This is a genomic window from Bradyrhizobium sp. RDI18 (genome assembly GCF_043203335.1).
In the GTDB taxonomy this organism is placed as follows: Bacteria; Pseudomonadota; Alphaproteobacteria; order Rhizobiales; family Xanthobacteraceae; genus Bradyrhizobium; species Bradyrhizobium retamae.
In genome coordinates this window covers 4,298,972-4,318,589 of the sequence record NZ_JBICRN010000008.1, presented here as the reverse complement: position 1 = coordinate 4,318,589, position 19,618 = coordinate 4,298,972, and the positions used below count along the sequence as shown (strand labels likewise).

The following is a 19,618-nucleotide window of genomic DNA, read 5'->3' as shown; positions in this document are numbered from 1 at the left end:
AACTATCACGCTTCCGCGCACGAATTGGTGAGTATCGCTTCGCTCCACCCATCCTACAAATTCTGGTCATCCGCAGTGTGTCACGTGTATTCGTGCGACCGCGCAACTTTTCTTTGATCGCCAAGCATTCATTAACCGGTGGCGGGGTAGGGTGCCTCAGGCTTAAGGAGTGCTGCGTATGGATATGATGGCTATGGTTTCGAGCATGCTCGCGATGCAGGCGGCGGGCACGCAGCAGCAGATCCAGACCTCGATCATCAAGCAGAATGCGGACGCCGAGAAGGCCGCGGTCCAGACGCTGCTCGGCACGCCCTCGACCGCCAATCTCGCTCCCGGCGTCGGCGGCAACCTCAATATTGCGGCCTAAGCTAGCGTGGCCCGCTAACTCCCCGCCTTCATCGGCTGCATCGCGCCCTTGATCAGCTTGATCGCGTCGTCACTGGCCCATTCGGCGGGGCCGGCAAGGGTGGCGATCTCGCAGCCCTGGGCGTCCACTAGCAGCGAGGTCGGCATGCCAAGCGCCTTTCCTATGCTCTTAAGATCCTGAAAAACCTTGGCTTTTGAATCGGCGAAATGGCCGAGCCGGGTCAGATTGGCCTCTTTGAGGAAATTTTTCGGCTTCTCGGGGTCGCGAGTGTCGATGTTAATGGCGACCACCTCAAAATCCTTGCCGCCGAGCTTGGCCTGCAGGTTCTCCAGCGCCGGCATTTCCTTGCGACAAGGCACGCACCAGGTGGCCCACAGGTTCACAAGCACGGTCTTGCCGCGCCATTCCGACAGCTTCCTCGGCTTACCCTCGCCATCCTCGAAGGCCAGGTCGGGCAGCCGTAGCGGCGTCGTCGCCATGGTCAGCGCGGCCACCTCGCCATGTGCCAGTGGCGATATCTTGCGCGCCAGTTCGACGGCTGCCGCACAGGATGGATCGCCGCCCGTTCCGCGCTTGAAGCTGCCGAGCCCGTAAAACGCGCCCAATCCGACCACGCCCGCAGCCGCCACCGCGCCGATGGCGATCGGAATCCGGCGCCTCGTGGTCGGGCGGGGCGGGGACATTTCGGGCATATCGTTTGTCATCCTGTGTCAGTTACGGCTATGCAGGGCTCAAGGTTACGGTCGAATTACGGTCGAAACCGCCACGGCGTTTCGCTTACTCCGACGATATAGATGGCAGGGCTTGGGAAGTCATGAGCAACAAGATGTGGGGCGGCCGGTTCAGCGAGCGCCCCGATGCGATCATGGAGGAAATCAACGTCTCGATCGACGTCGATCGTCACCTCTATGCCCAGGACATCGCCGCGTCCAAGGCCCACGCTGCAATGCTGGCCGCGCAAGGCATTATCACCGCGAGTGATGCGAAAAATATCGGCAAGGGTCTAGACACGATTTTGTCAGAAATCGGCAAGGGCTCGTTCGACTTCAAGCGCGCGCTCGAAGATATCCATATGAATGTCGAGAGTCGGCTTTCCGAATTGATAGGGCCGGCCGCCGGGCGGCTGCACACCGCGCGCTCGCGCAACGACCAGGTCGCTACCGATTTCCGGCTCTATGTCCGCGACACGATCGACGAGACGGATGCGGCGCTGGCCGCCTTCCAGCACGCGCTGGCCGAGCGGGCCGTGGAGCATGCCGCAACCGTTATGCCGGGCTTCACCCATCTGCAGACCGCCCAGCCCGTCACCTTGGGGCATCATCTGCTTGCCTATGTCGAGATGGCGGCGCGCGACCGCGGCCGTTTTGCCGACGCGCGCAAGCGGCTGAACGGATCGCCGCTCGGCGCCGCGGCGCTCGCCGGAACCTCGTTTCCGATCGATCGCGCTGCCACCGCCAAGGCGCTCGGCTTCGACCGCCCCATGGCCAATTCGCTGGACGCGGTATCGGACCGCGACTTCGTGCTCGAAACCCTGTCGGCGGCGTCGATCGCGGCCGTGCACATGTCGCGCTTTGCCGAGGAAATCGTGATCTGGACCTCGCCGCTGGTGGGGCTGGTGCGGCTCTCCGACAAGTTCACCACCGGCTCCTCGATCATGCCGCAGAAGCGCAATCCGGACGCGGCCGAACTGGTGCGCGCCAAGACCGGCCGGGTGATCGGCGCGCTCAACGGGCTTTTGATCGTGATGAAGGGGCTGCCGCTCGCCTACCAAAAGGACATGCAGGAGGACAAGCAGGGTGCGATGGAGGCGTTTTCCGCGCTCTCGCTCGCGATTCGCGCGATGACCGGCATGGTCCTCGATCTCGTCCCCGACGAGGCGCGGATGAAGGCCGCGGCCGGCGAGGGCTACGCCACCGCCACCGATCTCGCCGACTGGCTGGTGCGGACGCTGAAGATGCCGTTCCGCGACGCCCATCATGTTACCGGGCGGATCGTGGCGCTCGCGTCGAAGCAGGGCGTGGCGCTGCACGAATTGCCGCTCAAGGCGATGCAGGAGGTCGAGCCTGACATCACCGCGGACGCCCTGCGCGTGCTGTCGGTGGAGGCCTCGGTCAAAAGCCGGACCAGTTATGGCGGCACCGCGCCGAAGAACGTGCTTTCGCAGGCCAAAGCCTGGCTGAAACGGCTGGAAAAAGAGCAAAAATAGGTGTGAAGAGAAAATTTCGCTGCAATTTCATGGTTGTCCGTGGCCCTTCGGCACTCGCCAGACTGGGGCAATCTTTGTATGGTGCGGCGCGCATTGGGGATTTCGTCGTGATCAGTAACTACCGCCCGTCATCGTCGGGATGGGCCATCATCCTGTTGAGCGTCACCGCGCTCGCACTCGGGGGCTGCGGACGCAAGGGCGGGCTCGATTTGCCGCCAAGCGCGCCGCCGCAGGCGCAGGTCACGTCGGATACCGAGGCCGAGCGCGCGGCGCAGCCCGGCGTCTTCAATTCGACCTATGGATCCGAGGCGGGCCCCAGCGCCCCCAAGGGCGGCAAGAAAAAATTCGTTCTCGATCCGCTGCTGGACTGAGCACGCCATGAATCACTTCGACTATCGCAACGGCGTGCTGCACGCCGAGGCCGTGAATCTGTCCGAGCTCGCGGATGCCGTCGGCACGCCGTTCTATTGCTATTCGACGGCGACGCTGGAGCGTCACTACCGCGTCTTCACCGAGGCCTTTGCCGGCGAGAAGACGCTGGTCTGCTACGCCATGAAGGCCAATTCCAACCAGGCGGTGCTGCGCACCCTGGCAAAGCTAGGCGCTGGCGCCGATGTCGTCTCCGGCGGCGAATTGAAGCGGGCTCTGGCGGCGGGGATTCCGCGCGACAAAATTCTGTTTTCCGGCGTCGGCAAGACCGAGACAGAACTGCGCGCGGCGCTCGCGGCCGACATCCTCTGCATCAACGTCGAGTCCGAACCCGAACTGGAGTTGCTGTCGAAGCTCGCGGTCGAAACCGGCAAGACCGCGCGGATTTCGTTGCGGGTCAATCCGGACGTCGACGCCGGCACGCATGCCAAGATCGCCACCGGCAAGTCCGAGAACAAATTCGGCATTCCCATTGCACGCGCACGCGAGGTCTATGCCCGTGCGGCCAGCTTACCGGGGATCGAGGTGACCGGCACCGATATGCACATCGGCAGCCAGATCACTGATCTCTCCAAGATGGAAACCGCGTTCCGGATTCTCTCCGAATTCGTGCAGACGCTGCGCGCCGACGGCCACACGATCTCGCATATCGATTTCGGCGGCGGGCTCGGCATCCCCTATCACGCCGACCGCGAGGCGCCGCCGTTGCCGTCGGCCTATGCCGCGATGGTCAAGCGGGTGACGCACAATCTCGGCTGCACGCTGATGTTCGAGCCCGGGCGAATGATCGTCGGCAATGCCGGCATCCTCGTCTCCCGCGTCATCTATGTGAAGCCGGGCGAAGCCAAGAACTTCGTCATCATCGACGCAGCGATGAACGACCTGATCCGCCCGACGCTTTACGAAGCCCACCATGACATCCTCCCGGTTCGCGAGCCGGCCAAGGATGCGCGGACGATCACGGCCGACGTGGTCGGACCCGTCTGCGAGACCGGCGACTATCTCGCGCTCGATCGCAATTTGCCCGAGCCCAAGGCCGGCGATCTCCTGGCCATCATGACCGCCGGCGCCTATGGCGCGGTGCAGTCCGGCTTCTACAATACGCGGCCTTTGGTGCCGGAAGTCCTGGTCAAGGACGACCAGTACGCCGTGGTCCGCCCCCGCATCGAGGTCGAGGAATTGATCGCGATGGATAAGCCGGCACCGTGGCTGTGATGACACTGGTGGCGCGACAATAACGATGTCGTCCCTGCGAACGCAGGGACCCATAGCCACAGGCGTTAATTGTTTCGCGACCTGCTCGTTATCGTTCTTTTCCAACAACATTGGCCGCGGAGTATGGGTCCCTGCGTTCGCAGGGACGACGACGGAGCTTTATTTCGCCGCGTGACTGCCCTTCGTACCACCGCCGACCACCACGCCTGCCGCCTTCTCGATCGGCTTGATCGCCGCGGTGAAATCCGACTCCGCGCCCTCGTCGCGGATGATGACTTCCCACAAACGCCCGACCGCTTCGGCAACTTCCATCGATAGCCCCAGAGATTTCATCTCTTCCAGCGCGAGCCGCACGTCCTTTACCATCAGTCCCGTGGCAAAGCCGAAATCGAAACTGCGCGGCAGCACCGAGCGCGGAAACTTGTCACGGCTTGCCGTGTTCAGCCCGGAACCTGCGTTGATGACGTCGATCATCACGGCCGGATCGAGCCCCGCCTTGACGCCCATCACAACCGCTTCCGACGTCGCCACCATCGCGGTCGCCGACAGGAAATTGTTCGCCAGTTTCATCGTTTGCGCCGAGCCCGGCTTTTCGCCGATGAAAAACACTTTTCCAATGACGTCGAGCGCGGGTTTTGTCAGCTCGTAATCGGCGCGCGGGCCGGAGACCATCACGGCCAGCGTTCCTTCTCGGCGCCGCCGACGCCGCCGCTGACGGGGCTGTCGATCTGCACGATGTTATTCTTCGCCAGAAGATCGTGAATCCTGGCCGCCATCTGCGAGCCAACGGTAGAGAGATCGACGAAGCGTTTGACGCGCTTGCCCTCGATCACGCCGCCCGCGCCGGTCGCAACCTCGAGCGAAGCCTGCAGCGACGGCAGGCTCGCCAGCACCGTCTCGCAGCGATCGGCGATATCCTTTGGCGATGATCCGGCCTGCGCGCCGAGCGCGACGAGCTTGCCTATGGCTTCCTGCCGCGTGTCGAACACCGTGAGTTGATGCCCGGCCTCGATCAGGCGGCGCGCCATCGGGAAGCCCATCTTCCCGAGGCCGATGAATCCGATTTCCATGGTGCTACGCCTCAGCCCTTGTCCAATTCCGCGAACACCTCGCGCGCGATGCGAAAGCTGTCGACGCCGGCGGGGATGCCGGCATAGATCGAAACCTGCATGAAGATCTCGCGGATCTCGTCGCGACTGACGCCGTTGGTCAGCGCGCCCTTGATGTGTGCTTTCAGCTCATGTGGGCGGTTCAGGATCGAGATCATGGCCAGATTGAGCATGCTGCGGGTCTTGCGCGGCAGTTCCTCGCGGCCCCACACCGCGCCCCAGCAATATTCGGTGACGAGTTCCTGGAACGGCTTGTTAAAACTGTCGGCGCTCTTCAGCGCGTTGTCGACATAGGCCTCGCCGAGCACCGCTTTGCGAATTTCCAGTCCCTTGTCGTGTGTCTTCTGGTCCATGTCGCTTCCTCGTAGTTTTACGGGTTCGGCGCGGACGTTACGGTGAGGGACGCCCGCAGTCACGCCTTCGTGTTATGTTATGCGTATTTCCGGGTGTGGGTTACCCCGGGAACGGGTGCCTCATTGCCGCCGTTGTGCTAGGCTGACTTATCGACAACCCGGAGAGATTGTTGAGCGGCGCTTCCCCCGACCCCACAAAGCCAGCGCGCGAGCCGGATGTCGTCGCGCGGCTTCAACTGACGCAGGCTTTGCAACGGGCCCAGTACGCGATTGCGTGGGAACGTAGCTGGCCAGGGCTCGTCCGGTTTCTGAGCGTCATTGGGCTGTTCCTGGTGGTGTCCTGGGCCGGATTGTGGCTGGCGCTGCCGTTCCTTGCACGCGCGATCTGCCTTGGCCTGTTCGCCCTCGCGGCGCTGGCCGCATTGTTCCCGCTCGCGCGATTTCGCTGGCCGAGCCGCGAAGAGGCGTTGAGCCGGCTCGACCGCGGCACCGGCATTCGCCACCGCCCGGCGACCGCGCTGACCGATACGCTCTCGACCAAGGATCCGATCGCGCAGGCGCTGTGGCGGGAGCAGCGCGAGCGCACGCTGGCCTCGATCAAGCGGATCCGCGCCGGGCTGCCTTCGCCGCGGCTGGCGATCCACGACCCCTGGGCGCTGCGCGCGCTGGTCATGGTGATGCTGGCGGCCGCCTATGTCGCCGCCGGCGACGAGCGTCGGCTACGAATTGCCGCGGCATTCGACTGGAACGGCGTGCTGGCGCCGGCCAACGTCCGGGTCGACGCCTGGGTGACCCCGCCGCTCTATACCGGCAAGCCGCCGGTCATTCTGTCTGCCGCCAACAGGGATGCCGCTTCTCCCGATAGCGGGGCACCATTGCCGGTGCCTGCAGGTAGCACGCTGCTGGTGCGCTCCAGCGGCGGCAGTATCGACGTCGTGGTCGGCGGCGGCGTGACCGAGGTCGCGCCCAGCGAGCAGGCCCCGAAGGGCACCAACGAACGGCATTTCAAGATCACGGGTGACGGCACCGCGCATGTCCGCGCGCCCTCCGGTCAGCCACTGTGGCGCTTCGCGGCGACGCCCGACCGTGCCCCGACCATCTCGCTGGCGAAGGATCCGGAGCGCCAGGCCCGCGGCTCGCTGCAGACGTCCTACAAGCTCGAGGATGATTACGGCGTCACCGAAGCGCGCGCGCAATTCGCCGTCCGTGTTCCCGATTCCGGCAAGGAAGGGAATAAGGAAGGCAACAAGGAAGACAAGAGCAAGGAGACCGAGAAGGCCGAGCCACGGCCGCTGTTCGAGCCGCCGCAGTTTGCGCTGGTGCTGCCGAATGCGCGCACCCGCAATGGCGTCGGCCAGACCGTGAAGGATCTCAGCGAGGATCCCTATGCCGGCGCCGATGTGACGCTGACGCTCACGGCCAAGGACGAGGCCGGCAATGAGGGCAAGAGCGAGCCGTTCAACATGCGGCTGCCGGAACGGCTGTTCACCAAGCCGCTCGCCCGCGCCCTGATCGAACAACGCCGCATTCTGGCGCTCGATGCCAATCAGAATTCGCAAGTCTATACCGCGCTCGATGCGCTGATGATCGCGCCGGAATTGTTCACGCCCGAAGCCGGTCACTATCTCGGTCTCTTCAGCGTTAAGCACCAACTGGAGGAGGCGCGCACCGATGCCGCGCTGCGCGAGGTCGTCGCCAGCCTGTGGGCGCTTGCCGTCACCATCGAGGACGGCAACATCACCGATGTCGAGAAGGCGCTGCGTGCGGCGCAGGACGCGCTCAAGCAGGCGCTGGAGCGTGGCGCCACCGATGAGGAGATCAAGAAGCTGACGGATAATCTGCGCGCTGCGCTGGATAATTTCCTGCGCCAGCTCGCCGAGCAATTCCGCAACAACCCGCAGCAACAGGCGCGTCCGCTCGATCCCAATACGAAAATGCTGAGCCAGCAGGATCTCAAGAACATGCTCGACCGGCTGGAGCGGATGTCGCGTTCCGGCGACAAGGATGCCGCCAAGCAGCTATTGGAACAGCTACAGCAGATGCTGGAAAACCTGCAGATGGCGCAGCCCGGCCAGGGCGGCGACAACGAGATGGAGCAGGCGCTGAACGAGCTCGGCGACATGATCCGCAAGCAGCAGCAATTGCGCGACAAGACCTACAAGCAGGGCCAGGATTCGCGGCGCGACCGGATGCGCGGCAAGCAGGGTGACAAGCAGGGCGATCAGAGCATGGGCGACCTGCAGCAGGACCAGCAGGGCCTGCGCGACCGCCTGAAGAAGTTGCAGGAAGAGCTCGCCAAGCGCGGCATGGGCCCGGGCCAACGCGGCCAGCAGGGCCAGCGTGGCGACCAGCAGGGGCAGCAGGGCCAACAAGGTCAGGGCCAGCAGGGTCAAGGCGGCGAGCAAGGCGATGGCGAGGACGGGCTCGATCAGGCCGATTCGGCCATGGGCGATGCCACCGGCCGGCTCGGCGAGGGCAATGCCGAGGGCGCGGTGGACTCGCAGGGCCGCGCGCTCGACGCGCTGCGCAAGGGCGCCCAGAGCCTTGCGGAAGCCATGCAGCAAGGTGACGGCGACCAGCCGGGCGACGGCCCCGGCAACCCGAGAGGCCGCCAGCAAGGCGCTGCCAACTCGACCGATCCGCTCGGCCGGCCGATGCGCCATAACGAATTCACCGACGACTATACGGTGAAGATCCCCGGCGAGATCGACGTGCAGCGGGTCCGCCGGATTTTGGAAGAACTGCGCCGCCGTCTCGGCGATTCGGCCCGTCCGCAGATCGAACTGGATTACATCGAGCGGCTGTTGAAGGATTATTGAGGGGCTCGGCTCGCACTCCGCTGTCATCGCCCGCGAAGTCTTCATTACCCCCAACTGTCATCACCCGCGAAGGCGGGTGATCCAGTACTCCAGAGACGTCAATACTTGAACCGGTAAGCCGCGGCGTACTGGGTCCCCCGCCGGAGCCTGTCATCGGGCGCGCATTCGCGCGACCCGTTGGCGGGGGACGACAAGTTGAGGTTGCGGCATCGGCAGCGCCCCAACGCGATTTTTTGACCTACCCCGCCTTCCGCGCCGCCAGCGCGTCCGCCACCGCGGTACGGATGTCGTGCACCGAAAACGGTTTCGTCACCACGTCGTGCACGATCGCATTGAGGCCGGAGGCGCGTTCGCGCTGGTCGGCGAAGCCCGTCATCAGCAGGATCTTCAGGTTGGGAAAATCGCGCGCCGCCGTCAGCGCCAGCGCGATGCCGTCCATGACCGGCATCTGGATGTCGGTCAAGAGCAGGTCGAACAGGCCTTGCTCGCGCGTCAGGATATCGAGCGCGTCGGCGCCGTCCTCGGCGGTGACGGTCTCGTGGCCATCCATGGCGATGGCGCGTGCCACCAGCGAGCGCATGGAGTCTTCGTCATCGGCAATCAGCACGCGTGGCATGAAGTCTTGATCTCTCGCCTTGCGGAAGCGCGGCCAGATTCAGGCGTGGCCGGCCAGATCCCGCTTGTTGAAAAAGCGTACGTCAATATTACGGCCTTCGGGCGGCGGCGAAGCCAGCCGCGACTTGAAATAGGCGCGCTCGCCGGGCTTGAGCACCGGCTGTTCCAGCACCGCGTTCCAGGCGTAGATTTCGGCGCCCTGCGCGTCGCGGACGGAGAAGCGCAGCCGCGGCAATTCGACTGGTTTTTTGGTCTCGCCGACGATCACGCCCTCGATGACCAGAACCGGCTTGCCGTCCACGGTTTCGTTGCTGATCTTGATGTCCTTGAACGCCAGCCCGCGCAGGTTCACTTCGAGCCCGACCATCTTGTAGAACGTCGCGGTTTGCGGTAGCAGCCGCACGATTTCGATGCGCCAGATCATCAGCGCCAGTATCAGCGCGCCCATTGCGGCGCAGGCGGTCGGCAGGCCGACGGAGGGGATGAACGGAATACGGGGCAGGGAGGGGAGCCGGAAAAGGCGGGCCAGCCGCTCGCGGTGCGTGGTGATCGGGATATCCCCATGGTCTTCCGCATCCCGCCGGGCCACCGATGGCCAGTCGCTGTCGCCGCCTCTGTCGCCACCTTGGCGCGACCCTTCGCCCTCGGCCGGCCAACGGGGCGAAATCGAGGGACTGTCGACCACCGGGGTGTCCTGTTCCTCCTCCTCGCGCGCCATCGCCTCCCATTCGGCCGCGGCATCGTTTGCGGCCGGCTGGCTCGATTGCGCAGGAGTTGGCGGAGCGCTTGGCAGCGGAGCACTTGGCATGGCTGCCGGCATGGCGGCCAGTTCGATCGCGTCCTCGGGCCGCGCCAGCCAGGTTTCCTTGCAGCGGGAGCAGCGGACGGTGCGCCCGCCGGTGCCCAAGGTGGCCGGATTGATGGCGTAAGATGTTGTACAATGGGGACAAACGATATGCATGGAGCCCATCTCACCAGTGTCTTCGCCCGGATGCTACATACCGACCGTTAACGAATCGGAAACCATAACGGCCGCAAAACCGTTTTGTCCGGTTGGCGCCCAAGCCAGCGGGCCACGAGCCCAAAGTTCAGGTTCGGGTCCAGGTTCAGGTTCAAGTCCGGGGTTTCCGGCCACGGTCCACGCCGAGCGGAGCTCGGCCACGGTCCATGCCGAGCGGAGCTCGGCCATGGTACATGTCGAGCGGAGCTGAGCTTGGTTCGGTTCGAAAATGTCGGTTTGCGGTACGGGCTCGGCCCGGAGATTTTGCGCGACCTTTCCTTCGTGATTCCCGCCCATTCCTTCCAGTTTCTCACCGGTCCCTCGGGCGCGGGCAAGACCTCGCTGCTGCGGCTGTTGTTTCTGTCGCTGCGGCCGACCCGCGGCCTCGTCAATCTGTTCGGCCAGGACGTCTCGCTGCTCGGCAAGGATCAGATTGCGGGTCTGCGCACGCGCATCGGTATCGTGCTGCAGGATTTTCGTCTGCTCGACCACATGACGACCTACGAGAACGTGGCGCTGCCGTTCCGCGTGATGGGCCGTGACGAATCCAGCTATCGCCGCGAGGTGATCGATCTCCTGAAGTGGGTCGGCCTCGGCGAGCGCATGGACGCGCTGCCGCCGATCCTGTCGGGCGGTGAGAAGCAGCGCGCGGCGATCGCGCGCGCGGTGATCTCGCGGCCGCAATTGCTGTTGGCGGACGAGCCGACCGGCAGCGTCGATCCGACGCTCGGCCGGCGCTTGCTACGGTTGTTTATCGAATTGAACAGGCTGGGCACCGCGGTGATCATCGCGACCCACGACATCACGCTGATGGACCAGTACGAGGCGCGGCGAATGGTGCTGCACCAGGGACGGCTGCACATCTATGAGTAGGGCCGGTGACGAGCATGGGCCGCTGGTGGACCTCGGCAACGAACGTCCGCAGGTGCCGGCGCGGGCGCGCAACATGTCGCCGATCGTGCCGCGGGCGTCGATCTCCGGCCGCGCGCTGGTCGCCGTCGTCGCGATCATGACGTTCCTCGCTTCCATCACCACCGGCACCGTGCTGCTCGTCAGCGCATCGGCGGCGGAATGGCAATCCGAAGTCGCCAGCGAAATCACCGTTCAGGTGCGCCCGCAGGCAGGGCGCGATCTCGAGCGCGACGCGGCCGCGGTGGTGGAGGCGATGCGGACGCAGCCCGGCATCGTCCAGGTCAAACCGTTCAGCAAGGATGAATCGGCCAGTTTGCTGGAGCCGTGGCTCGGCAGCGGGCTGTCGATCGAGCAGTTGCCGGTTCCGCGCGTCGTCGTCGCGCGAGTCCAGCCCGGCACCACGCTCGACCTCGCTGCATTGCGCTCCAGGGTGACGCAAGTGGCGCCGTCGGCAAGCGTCGACGATCACCGCGCCTGGATCGAGCGCATGCGCTCGATGACCGGCGCCACCGTGTTTGCCGGCGTCGGCATTCTCGCATTGGTGATCGTGGCGACGATCATTTCGGTGTCGTTCGCGACCCGCGGCGCGATGGCGGCGAATCGCCCGATCGTCGAGGTGCTGCACTTCGTCGGCGCCGGCGACCGCTATATCGCCAACCACTTCCTGCGGCATTTTCTCCGACTCGGGCTGGAGGGCGGGGTGATCGGCGGCGGCGCTGCGATGCTGGGTTTCGGCTTCTCCGAATCGATCGCGAGCTGGTTCTCGGGCACCCCTGTCGGCGATCAGTTCGCAGCGCTGCTCGGGACATTTTCGCTGCCGCCGTCCGGCTATCTGGCGCTGGCGGTACAGGCCGTGGCGATTGCCGCCATTACCGCCTGGGCGTCGCGGCGGACGCTGTTTGCGACGCTGGACGATATCGATTGATTCGGGTCATTGGTATTTTCAAGTGAAGCAAGTCACGGACTTGACCCGCGCACCGGGACTCCACTTCGCGTGAAAACGTTCTAGAATTATCCGTGGACGAGGGTTGCCGGACGATATGGATTTGCAGCACGACGATAGCACGCCGAGGGCGGGTGCCGCGCGGCCGCGCGGATGGCTGCGTGCGGTCATCGTCGGCTCCCTGGCGATCCTGTTCGTCGCTGCGGCGGTTGGCTTCATCGCCTTTCTCTCGCAATTGCGCGGCGTCGAAATCAAGCCGGCGCGCAGCGCCGACGGGATTGTGGTCTTCACCGGCGGCTCGTCGCGGGTGGCGGATGCGATGGAATTGCTGGCCGGCGGCTACGGCAAGCGGCTGTTGATTTCGGGCGTGCATCCGACCAACGCCGCGCGCGACATTTCGCGCTCGCTGCCCGACAACCAGTCGCTGCTCGGCTGCTGCGTCGATCTCGACCGCTCCGCCGCCAACACGCGCGGCAATGCCGCGGAGACGCGGCGCTGGGCGCAGGAGCGCGGCTTCAAGTCGCTGATCGTGGTGACGTCGAATTACCACATGCCGCGGGCCATTCTGGAATTGTCGCATGCGATGCCTGATGTCACGCTGATTCCGTTCGCGGTGATCGGCGACAAATGGCGCGACGAGCCGTGGTGGACCAGCGGCGCGACGCTGCGTCTGCTGCTGTCGGAATATGTGAAATACGTCGCCGCCGAGGTGCGCGTGCGGCTGGCCGATGTCGGCATCGAGGTGATACCGGAAGCCGATCAGCCAGCGCCGGCGCCGCGCCGGCCGGCGACCGCGCAGGCCAACTAGAGTAGAACGCGCGCACATAAATCCGCGAATGGTGCGTCCGGCTTGTCGGCTTTGGGCCAAAAGCCGACGAATCCACTAGCAATGCAGAACAAGCGACTCTCATTCCGGCAACCCAGCCGGCCTGAACCGCCCAACGCTAAAACAGCGTAACCGGCTTACAACCGCGTCAAGGATCGGTTCTGACAGCGTCCAACCGCTACTACCAAAATTGGTACACTCGGACTGCTGGCTTTCCGAACGGTTCAAGTTGCATAACATCGCAAACCAGAGGAGCTCTCTTGTGTGCGCGCTCCGGCGAGAAAACCGCGTTGGCTCAATCCAGTCCCCTGTACCGCAGCCAAGGGCACGTATCTCGTCGGGGCGCGCAAGCAAGAATTGCCTGGTGCAACGCTCCTCGGGAACGCTGTGGATGTAACACCTGGAAGCGAACGACGGTGAACATGCGTGGTCGTTTTTACGGATTAGTCGAGTGTTTGATACATCAAGCACCAAACGCCGTTGCCCGGGTTGCATCGGCTGCGAACAGACCGCTGCCAAACGCGACGGGCGGCCAACAAACGCCTCGACGGGCACGGGGCTTTCCGATGTGGACATTTCTAACGATCAATCCTCGCGCTGGCAGAAACTCGCGGCGGTACCCGAGGAAATTTTCGAGCACGAGGTGCAGAGCAAAACCCACGGCTGCCGCCGCCTGGTGAACTCCGGTCAGTCAGAGCTGCTCCCGAAAGCTGACATCGGCAGCGCCGGCGGGCATGTCGGTTTGGGGCCAGAAGCAGACGGTCGCGTATTTATACGATGCGTGTCTCCAGAAAGAAATCCGCCCCAGGTCTGACCATTGAGTTCATCGCAACATGAAGAGAGTGCACCCGCTCGCCCCGTTGCTTCACGTATGCATATGCGGCGTGCTCCAGCTCCATATTTGGATAATGAAGTTCGCCACGATACTGGAACGCCGGTAGTGTCTTGCCGAACCCGTCCAGCGCCTCTCGGCGCATGACGCAATAGCCAGTGGCGAAGCCCATCTCTATCAAGTGCTGATAGAATTGATGCAATTTCGGCAGAAACTCCGCTTCGCTAACTCCTTCACGCAATGAGAAGACGCCGCTAAAGCAGACTGATGAGCTCTTTTGCATGTCGCTTTTTCCAACCCTGTCACTCCTTGAGACCAAATCGATCGAGGGCAGACATTGTAAAGTACTAGGTTGGAGTTCTTAAGGGGCAAAACCGGCGCCAACCGCCGACCAGGCCGCGTCCGTTACGGGCAGAAGGAGGCCTACTGACTTTGTGAGGCCGCAGAGCTAGGCTGTTGTCTCTGTTGTTCTAGGCCTTAGAGGATTGTCGATGGCCGTCTTGTATTTCGAGGAGGCTGAGGTCGGCAAATTGCGTACAGCTGGCCCTTACCACGTATCAAAAAAAGAAATCATCGAATTTGCCCAGAAGTTCGATCCGCAGCCCTTTCACGTCAACGAAGAGGCTGCCGCTCGCTCTGTTTTTGCGGGGTTAACCGCCTCAGGTGCTCACACGTTTGCTATAGTAATTTCGTTGTTAGGTCGGTCACAGCCCTATTCACTTCGGATACTTGCCGGGCTTGGCTGGGACGAACTCCGGCTGCCAACTCCGGTACGTCCGGGGGACGAACTCGATCTTGAAGTGGCAATCCTAGAGAAGCGTGAGTCGAAGTCACATACGGACAGGGGCATTGTCCGCAACCAGATACATCTCCGCAATCAAAAGCGCGAAACTGTTCTTCAATGCATCAACTCGGTTCTCGTTGCGCGGCGACCGGTTGCGAAGCCTTAGAGTGCAGAGAACCGAGGCCGGTGCTAGGTCCGCTTTGGGCCAGAAGCGGCGGCCTTGGTCTCCGCGTGAAGTAGAGGCATCATCCTGCAGTGATGGCCGCGTCGGACTTGCACTTATCCTTGTGGAAACAGGCGCTCGGCGCCGTGCCGGATCACGTCTGGGATCGGACGAACCTGCAATCGCTCGTGCTGGCCGACAATGGCCTGGTGGAGCTCTCGGACAGGGTCGGCGAGCTACGCGCCCTGAGGACGTTGGACCTGGGCCACAACGAGCTGCGGCGGATTCCGGCTGCGCTAGGCGAACTCGTCGGCCTGAGCGACTTCCTTTACTTGCACGACAACGCACTAAAAGAGCTTCCGCCGTCTTTGGGGCGTCTGACCCGGTTGCGCTATCTCAACATCAGCGAAAACGAGTTCGAGAGCCTGCCCGACGCGGTGACCGAGATGACAGGACTTCTCGAACTTCGCGTGACCGACAATCGCCTGACCACTCTGCCTTCGACCATTTCCAAGCTGACGCGGCTGCGTGAGCTGCATCTCAGGAACAACAGCCTGACGCACTTGCCGGAAGAGATCGGTGCAATGGTGGAGCTGCGACAGATCGATTTGAGAGGGAACCCTGTCGCCACCTTGCCGGAAGCGCTGCTCAAGCTTCCACGTCTCGAAAAACTTGATCTGCGCTGGGTGACGATTTCACGCCCGAGTTGGTTCGCTGAGCTCGAAGAACGAGGTTGCGCGATTTACCTGTAGCGGTTGCGTTCGCAACGTCAGCAATGGGCTTGGCCGTGTAACTGGCCGACTTGGCGAACCGTAGACTTGGCGGACCGCAGAAGCGTTGCTCGATCACGACGGATTCCATCAATCTCCTTTCGATTCGCCGCGTCTGACCTGCAGCACAATTCGGCCCATCGCACTCCGGCTGGCAACCAGGCCCATCGCCTCACCGGCGCGCTGAAGCGGAAGCACCCGGTCAACCTGGGGGCGAAGCTTGCCGTCGCCGACCAATGCCATGATGGTTTCCCCCGCGCGGGCAGCTTCGTCCGGATAGCGCTCCATCCAGGCGCCGACGAAGACGCCGACGACCGAATAGTTCTTGAGCAAAGGCAGATTCATGGCGAGCGACGGAATCTCGCCGCTGGTGAAGCCGATTGGGAGCAGCCGGCCATTCCAGCCCATAAGCCTTGCAAGGGTGGCGAATAGCGCGCCGCCGACATTGTCAACGCAGACGTCGAGGCCTTTGTCCCCCGCAAGAGCCTTCACGCGATCACGCACCTCTTCGCACGAATGGTCAACGACCTCGGCGGCGCCATGCGTGCGGACCATGGCCGCCTTCGCAGCACTGCCCACGACGGCAATGACCCGCGCGCCGATCAAATGCGCGATCTCGACGCAAGCGAGGCCAACCCCGCCAGCGGCCCCCGTCACAAGCACCGTCTCACCGGCCTGCAGCCCCGCCCGCTCAATCAGTGCGTACCAAGCCGTGAGATAAGTGTGCATGACTGTTGACCCCACGGTGAAATCAACGTTGACCGGGAGCAACGCGACGCTGCTTTCCCTGGCGACCATGCGCTCTGCGAACGCACCGAACCAGTTTCCGCAACAGACCCGATCGCCGGGCCGGAAGCGCGTGACCCGGTCGCCACAGGCCAGCACTACGCCGGCGGCGTCCGTTCCCGGCACATAGGGAAGGGACGGCCGCATCTGATAGCCGCCACAGCTCATCAGATAGTCCATGTAGCTGACGGACGCGGCATGGACATCGACGACAACCTCGTTTGATGCGGGGCGCGGTTCGGCGATCTCGGTGATGTCAAGGGCTTCGATGCCTTTGAAGGCGTTGCAAAGAATGGCGCATCTCAGCCTCCGCGGCGTGTCTCTGGAGCGACGGAGCCGCCGCCGAAGAGACGCGGCATCAGCATCGGAACGCGTCGGCGATAATGCTCGTAGCTCGCGCCAAACTCGGCAACCAGGTCCCTTTCCTCGAGCCTGACGCCGACAAGGATGTAGGCGGTATTCATGATGGCAAACAACAGATGCCCGGCCGTCATATGCGGCGTCGCCCAGAAGGCGAGCAAAAGACCCAGCATCAGCGGGTGACGCACCAGGCGGTACAAGAGCGGAGTCTTGAACGCCTTCACACGATCGGCTGCTCCGCGCAGCGCGTCGACGACCTGGCGCAATCCGAACAGCTCGAAATGGTCGATCTGGAATGTCGAAGCCAGCGCGATCAGCCAGCCCATCCAGAAGATCGCCGTGAGCATTGCCTCCGGCCAGCCCCTCGACGCGCCAGACTGGCGCGACGATCGGACGCCACTGCCAGAAGATCAGGATCAACAGAAGACTCGAAATCAGCACATAGGTGCTGCGCTCGCAGGAATCCGGTATGATGCGCGTCCACCAGCGCTTGAAGGCTGGACGCGCCATGACGCTGTGCTGAATCGCGAATACGCAGAGCAAAATCACGTCGATCAGGACCGCTTGCGCGAGCCCGCCGTCCGGTCCGACGTCGATCGTCTTCGGGACGAGAAAATTGCCAAGGAAGGCTGGCGTGTAGGCAAATGAAAGAAAGAAGATGAGATAGCTCGCGAGGCCATAGATGAGAGCGGCGGCGCGTCCGGTCATGACGTTTCTCCAGAAGGTGACGGTGCAATGCCACCGGTGCTATCATCGCAGCGTCCCCTAGGCGTCCCCGGACGCCATCATTGAAGATCGCATCACCATGGCTTCGTTCAGCGTCCGGACGCTCGGATTCCCAGAGGTTCGTTGTGATGACCGCCTGTGCCCGTTGGCGCTGCGCAAGGGTCTTGCGCTGCTGGTCTATCTGGCTGAAGCGAAGGGCCCGGTTGGGCGCGATGCGATTGCGACCATGTTGTGGCCGGAAAGCCCTACGGAGGTGGTAAGGGCGCGGCTGCGTCGGTTGTTGCATCGCCTTCAGCTCGCGCTCGGCGATGTCCTCGCATCCGACAGATCCACGGTTCGGTTGTCGGCGGCGAACAATCTGGAGATCGATTCACGCCTGTTTGAAGAGGCTTGCGACCGCGGTGAGTTCGAGCGCGCCTGTCGTCTCTATCAAGCCGACTTCCTCGACGGCTTCTCGCCCGGCGACTGTCCGCAATTCGACGAGTGGGCGTTCTTTCGCAGGGAGGCCTTACGCGGCCGCGCGATCCAGGCACTCGAGCGGGTGGTGCAGGAGAAGCACGCGGCGGGCGACTACGCGTCCGCCGCCGCGCATGCCGGCCGTCTGGTTGCGCTCGATCCGCTCAGCGAAATCTATGCCCGCCACCTCATCCGCAATCTCATCCTGGGCGGCGATAGAGCCGGGGCCGAGCGCCAGCTCGAGGCGCTGACACAGCGTTTGCGCGACGAACTCGACGTGGCACCCGAAGCCGAGACGAACGCGCTGCTCGAGGCCGGCGCCGCGGAGCCGCCGCCGACGCAATATGTCAGCGGCGGCCGAGTGCATCTCGCGTTCCAGACCTATGGCAGAGGGCGCACCGACATTCTGATGCTGGCCGGCTTCGTGTCCCACGTCGAACGGGTCTGGGAGGACGCAAGGTGCCGGGCCTTTCTTTCCGCGCTTGCGGCGATGGGCCGTCTCATCCTGCTCGATCGCCGTGGCGTCGGCCTGTCCGACCGGGTCGGGTTCAGCCCCAGCGCGGAGGCAACTGCGCAGGACATCCGCACCGTGCTTGATGCCGCAAGCTCGCGCCGGGTCGTGTTGTTCGGCGCATCCGAAGGCGGACCGGCCTGCATCAGGTTCGCGGCTGATCATCCCGACCGCGTCGCCGGGCTGATCCTGTTCGCTTCGCTCGCGAAGGGAAGCTCTGCACCCGACTATCCGCATGCGTTGCACGCCGATCAATATGATGCGTGGCTGCAGCAGCTCGCTTCGGCCTGGGGCGGGCCTGCCGGAATCGAAACGTTCGCGCCGAGTCTCGCGGGCGATGCCAAAGCGAGAGCCTGGTGGGCCGGCCTGCTTCGTGCGGCCTCAAGCCCGGGCGCCGTCAGGGGGCGTGCTGGAGGCCTTCCGCGATACGGATGTGCGGCATCTTCTGGGGCGGGTTGTCGTTCCGACGCTGGTGCTCCACCGCCGCGGCGACCGCGCCGTCCGCATCGGCGCCGGGAGACATCTCGCCGACCACATCCCGCGGGCGCGATTCATCGAGCTCGACGGCGCCGACCACTGGGCCTTCGCCGGCGATCGGCAAGCGGTGCTTGATAACATCAGGCAGTTCGTCGGCGATCTCACGGGGTAATGTTGCAGGTTTGTCGATCAAGCGCCTTTGCAGCGCTGAATTTTTGCCGAGATGGCCTTAGCGTAGCTAGCCCGGACAAAGATGGACGTTGGATGCAAAGGAATTGAAGTCGCAGGGCGGGCGAGCTTGGCACACACCCGCTCAACGGTCGCTGTCCTCTGCGGGAAGAGGCAGCGGATGCTGGTCGTGCAGCATCGCCGCGAGCCGGTGCAGTTGGGAATCGCGAAAGCCTTCCGCCTCGATCGCCTTGACCGTTGCGATAACATAGTCGCGGTTGACGCCGGACTGGCCGTGTCCCTGCAGCACGTGCCGTAACTGTTCGGCCAGCGATAGCCGCCCGGCATATTGCACGTGACCGCGGTCGACCACGTAGACGAGGGCGCTGACGCGCTGGCGCGCCTCGTTCTCCAGCCACACTGATCGTCTCACCTCGCGATAGACCGAGGTGACCTGCTCACGCTCGCGCAAATAGGCGATGGTCGCTTCGCTGTTCTTTTCCGCGACCCGGAACGCAATGCCGCGGCAGGCGCCGCCGCGGTCGAGTCCGAGAACGAGGCCGGGCTTTTCCGGCGTGCCGCGATGGACGAAGGAGTAGACGCAGAGCGCGCGGTGCTCGCCGATCAGCCGTGCCGGAACCCGTTCGATGAATTCGAAGCCCGGGCGCCACATCAGGGAGCCGTAGCCGAACACCCAGAGGTCGCCTTGCGAGAATTCCGTATCGTTGAACTCAATTGCGGACATGCCGGGTGCACCGCTACCAGAACGGCGCGACAAAGCGAAGTGGATT

General features: G+C 63.7%; 19 protein-coding genes and 2 pseudogenes. 12 read left to right on the top strand and 9 right to left on the bottom strand.

Annotation, left to right across the window (positions count from 1 at the left end; translation table 11 throughout):
• Positions 1–178: 178 nt before the first annotated feature.
• On the top strand, positions 179–367 hold the full coding sequence (locus ACFXS9_RS29895) for a putative motility protein (RefSeq protein WP_028348190.1): 189 nt from the start codon (positions 179–181) through the stop codon (positions 365–367).
• Positions 368–381: 14 nt separating this feature from the next.
• Here the strand turns inward: ACFXS9_RS29895 and ACFXS9_RS29890 are convergent, their stop codons facing one another.
• A complete protein-coding gene (locus ACFXS9_RS29890) occupies positions 382–1,059 on the bottom strand; it encodes a TlpA disulfide reductase family protein (RefSeq protein WP_392695088.1) in 678 nt (225 codons plus the stop codon).
• 122 nt (positions 1,060–1,181) lie between these two features.
• Between ACFXS9_RS29890 and argH the strand changes: the two genes are divergently transcribed.
• From argH to lysA, 3 genes are all read left to right on the top strand, one after another.
• On the top strand, positions 1,182–2,573 hold the full coding sequence (argH, locus tag ACFXS9_RS29885) for an argininosuccinate lyase (protein ID WP_392695085.1): 1,392 nt from the start codon (positions 1,182–1,184) through the stop codon (positions 2,571–2,573).
• 107 nt (positions 2,574–2,680) lie between these two features.
• The gene (locus ACFXS9_RS29880; RefSeq protein ID WP_392695082.1) at positions 2,681–2,944 is read left to right on the top strand and encodes a lipoprotein; all 264 of its coding nucleotides are present in this window, start codon (positions 2,681–2,683) and stop codon (positions 2,942–2,944) included.
• A 7-nt stretch (positions 2,945–2,951) separates the two neighbouring features.
• The gene (gene lysA / locus ACFXS9_RS29875; RefSeq protein ID WP_392695080.1) at positions 2,952–4,217 is read left to right on the top strand and encodes a diaminopimelate decarboxylase; all 1,266 of its coding nucleotides are present in this window, start codon (positions 2,952–2,954) and stop codon (positions 4,215–4,217) included.
• Between the two features lie 159 nt (positions 4,218–4,376).
• Here the strand turns inward: lysA and ACFXS9_RS29870 are convergent.
• Together ACFXS9_RS29870 and ACFXS9_RS29865 are read right to left on the bottom strand one after the other, a co-directional pair.
• A pseudogene (locus ACFXS9_RS29870) lies at positions 4,377–5,287 on the bottom strand (NAD(P)-dependent oxidoreductase).
• Positions 5,288–5,298: 11 nt separating this feature from the next.
• A complete protein-coding gene (locus ACFXS9_RS29865) occupies positions 5,299–5,679 on the bottom strand; it encodes a carboxymuconolactone decarboxylase family protein (RefSeq protein ID WP_065743820.1) in 381 nt (126 codons plus the stop codon).
• A 170-nt stretch (positions 5,680–5,849) separates the two neighbouring features.
• Between ACFXS9_RS29865 and ACFXS9_RS29860 the strand changes: the two genes are divergently transcribed.
• Positions 5,850–8,498 (top strand): TIGR02302 family protein, encoded by a 2,649-nt coding sequence (locus ACFXS9_RS29860; RefSeq protein WP_392695076.1) that lies wholly within the window; start codon positions 5,850–5,852, stop codon positions 8,496–8,498.
• Between the two features lie 238 nt (positions 8,499–8,736).
• On the opposite strand, the gene ACFXS9_RS29855 is transcribed toward ACFXS9_RS29860, so the two are convergent.
• Both ACFXS9_RS29855 and ACFXS9_RS29850 read right to left on the bottom strand, forming a co-directional pair.
• Positions 8,737–9,114: a response regulator gene (locus ACFXS9_RS29855; RefSeq protein WP_065743818.1), complete on the bottom strand. Its 378-nt coding sequence runs from the start codon at positions 9,112–9,114 to the stop codon at positions 8,737–8,739.
• A 39-nt stretch (positions 9,115–9,153) separates the two neighbouring features.
• Positions 9,154–10,074, bottom strand: a complete 921-nt coding sequence (locus ACFXS9_RS29850) for an MJ0042-type zinc finger domain-containing protein (RefSeq protein WP_392695072.1) — start codon at positions 10,072–10,074, stop codon at positions 9,154–9,156.
• Between the two features lie 252 nt (positions 10,075–10,326).
• Between ACFXS9_RS29850 and ftsE the strand changes: the two genes are divergently transcribed.
• From ftsE to ACFXS9_RS29835, 3 genes are all read left to right on the top strand, one after another.
• Positions 10,327–10,986: a cell division ATP-binding protein FtsE gene (gene ftsE, locus ACFXS9_RS29845; RefSeq protein WP_028348200.1), complete on the top strand. Its 660-nt coding sequence runs from the start codon at positions 10,327–10,329 to the stop codon at positions 10,984–10,986.
• Positions 10,979–11,950 carry a cell division protein FtsX gene (locus ACFXS9_RS29840; RefSeq protein ID WP_392695069.1) on the top strand — a complete coding sequence of 324 codons (972 nt, stop codon included), beginning with the start codon at positions 10,979–10,981 and terminating at the stop codon, positions 11,948–11,950. The genes ftsE and ACFXS9_RS29840 overlap by 8 nt, the downstream gene beginning before the upstream one ends.
• A 115-nt stretch (positions 11,951–12,065) precedes the next feature.
• On the top strand, positions 12,066–12,776 hold the full coding sequence (locus tag ACFXS9_RS29835) for a YdcF family protein (RefSeq protein WP_392695067.1): 711 nt from the start codon (positions 12,066–12,068) through the stop codon (positions 12,774–12,776).
• A gap of 788 nt (positions 12,777–13,564) precedes the next feature.
• Here the strand turns inward: ACFXS9_RS29835 and ACFXS9_RS29830 are convergent.
• A complete protein-coding gene (locus ACFXS9_RS29830) occupies positions 13,565–13,909 on the bottom strand; it encodes a DUF6614 family protein (protein ID WP_392695064.1) in 345 nt (114 codons plus the stop codon).
• A 208-nt stretch (positions 13,910–14,117) separates the two neighbouring features.
• Here ACFXS9_RS29830 and ACFXS9_RS29825 point away from each other — a divergent pair, with 208 nt between their 5' ends.
• A complete protein-coding gene (locus tag ACFXS9_RS29825; RefSeq protein WP_392695062.1) occupies positions 14,118–14,576 on the top strand; it encodes a MaoC/PaaZ C-terminal domain-containing protein in 459 nt (152 codons plus the stop codon).
• A 92-nt stretch (positions 14,577–14,668) separates the two neighbouring features.
• The gene (locus ACFXS9_RS29820; RefSeq protein ID WP_392695059.1) at positions 14,669–15,325 is read left to right on the top strand and encodes a leucine-rich repeat domain-containing protein; all 657 of its coding nucleotides are present in this window, start codon (positions 14,669–14,671) and stop codon (positions 15,323–15,325) included.
• A gap of 108 nt (positions 15,326–15,433) precedes the next feature.
• Here the strand turns inward: ACFXS9_RS29820 and ACFXS9_RS29815 are convergent, their stop codons facing one another.
• Together ACFXS9_RS29815 and ACFXS9_RS29810 are read right to left on the bottom strand one after the other, a co-directional pair.
• Positions 15,434–16,375, bottom strand: coding sequence for an NADPH:quinone oxidoreductase family protein (locus ACFXS9_RS29815; RefSeq protein WP_392700089.1), 942 nt, complete (start codon positions 16,373–16,375; stop codon positions 15,434–15,436).
• A 56-nt stretch (positions 16,376–16,431) separates the two neighbouring features.
• Positions 16,432–16,836, bottom strand: a complete 405-nt coding sequence (locus ACFXS9_RS29810; RefSeq protein WP_392700360.1) for a methyltransferase family protein — start codon at positions 16,834–16,836, stop codon at positions 16,432–16,434.
• On the opposite strand from ACFXS9_RS29810, the gene ACFXS9_RS29805 reads away from it, so the two are divergent.
• Both ACFXS9_RS29805 and ACFXS9_RS29800 read left to right on the top strand, forming a co-directional pair.
• A complete protein-coding gene (locus tag ACFXS9_RS29805; protein ID WP_392700358.1) occupies positions 16,829–17,137 on the top strand; it encodes a hypothetical protein in 309 nt (102 codons plus the stop codon). The genes ACFXS9_RS29810 and ACFXS9_RS29805 overlap by 8 nt on opposite strands.
• A gap of 157 nt (positions 17,138–17,294) precedes the next feature.
• Positions 17,295–18,831, top strand: a pseudogene (locus ACFXS9_RS29800) (alpha/beta fold hydrolase).
• 141 nt (positions 18,832–18,972) lie between these two features.
• On the opposite strand, the gene ACFXS9_RS29795 reads toward ACFXS9_RS29800, so the two are convergent.
• A complete protein-coding gene (locus ACFXS9_RS29795; RefSeq protein ID WP_392695056.1) occupies positions 18,973–19,572 on the bottom strand; it encodes a gamma-glutamylcyclotransferase in 600 nt (199 codons plus the stop codon).
• Positions 19,573–19,618 lie beyond the last annotated feature (46 nt).

What these genes read in the sequence shown, in the direction of transcription:
- ACFXS9_RS29830 (WP_392695064.1), bottom strand. Translation starts at nt 13,909, where the DNA reads ATGCAAAAGAGCTCATCAGTCTGCTTTAGCGGCGTCTTCTCATTGCGT.
- ACFXS9_RS29850 (WP_392695072.1), bottom strand. Translation starts at nt 10,074, where the DNA reads ATGCATATCGTTTGTCCCCATTGTACAACATCTTACGCCATCAATCCG.
- ACFXS9_RS29895 (WP_028348190.1), top strand. Translation starts at nt 179, where the DNA reads ATGGATATGATGGCTATGGTTTCGAGCATGCTCGCGATGCAGGCGGCG.
- ACFXS9_RS29835 (WP_392695067.1), top strand. Translation starts at nt 12,066, where the DNA reads ATGGATTTGCAGCACGACGATAGCACGCCGAGGGCGGGTGCCGCGCGG.
- argH (WP_392695085.1), top strand. Translation starts at nt 1,182, where the DNA reads ATGAGCAACAAGATGTGGGGCGGCCGGTTCAGCGAGCGCCCCGATGCG.
- ACFXS9_RS29855 (WP_065743818.1), bottom strand. Translation starts at nt 9,114, where the DNA reads ATGCCACGCGTGCTGATTGCCGATGACGAAGACTCCATGCGCTCGCTG.
- ACFXS9_RS29810 (WP_392700360.1), bottom strand. Translation starts at nt 16,836, where the DNA reads ATGCTCACGGCGATCTTCTGGATGGGCTGGCTGATCGCGCTGGCTTCG.
- ACFXS9_RS29795 (WP_392695056.1), bottom strand. Translation starts at nt 19,572, where the DNA reads ATGTCCGCAATTGAGTTCAACGATACGGAATTCTCGCAAGGCGACCTC.
- ACFXS9_RS29890 (WP_392695088.1), bottom strand. Translation starts at nt 1,059, where the DNA reads ATGCCCGAAATGTCCCCGCCCCGCCCGACCACGAGGCGCCGGATTCCG.
- lysA (WP_392695080.1), top strand. Translation starts at nt 2,952, where the DNA reads ATGAATCACTTCGACTATCGCAACGGCGTGCTGCACGCCGAGGCCGTG.
- ACFXS9_RS29840 (WP_392695069.1), top strand. Translation starts at nt 10,979, where the DNA reads ATGAGTAGGGCCGGTGACGAGCATGGGCCGCTGGTGGACCTCGGCAAC.
- ACFXS9_RS29825 (WP_392695062.1), top strand. Translation starts at nt 14,118, where the DNA reads ATGGCCGTCTTGTATTTCGAGGAGGCTGAGGTCGGCAAATTGCGTACA.
- ACFXS9_RS29865 (WP_065743820.1), bottom strand. Translation starts at nt 5,679, where the DNA reads ATGGACCAGAAGACACACGACAAGGGACTGGAAATTCGCAAAGCGGTG.
- ACFXS9_RS29820 (WP_392695059.1), top strand. Translation starts at nt 14,669, where the DNA reads ATGGCCGCGTCGGACTTGCACTTATCCTTGTGGAAACAGGCGCTCGGC.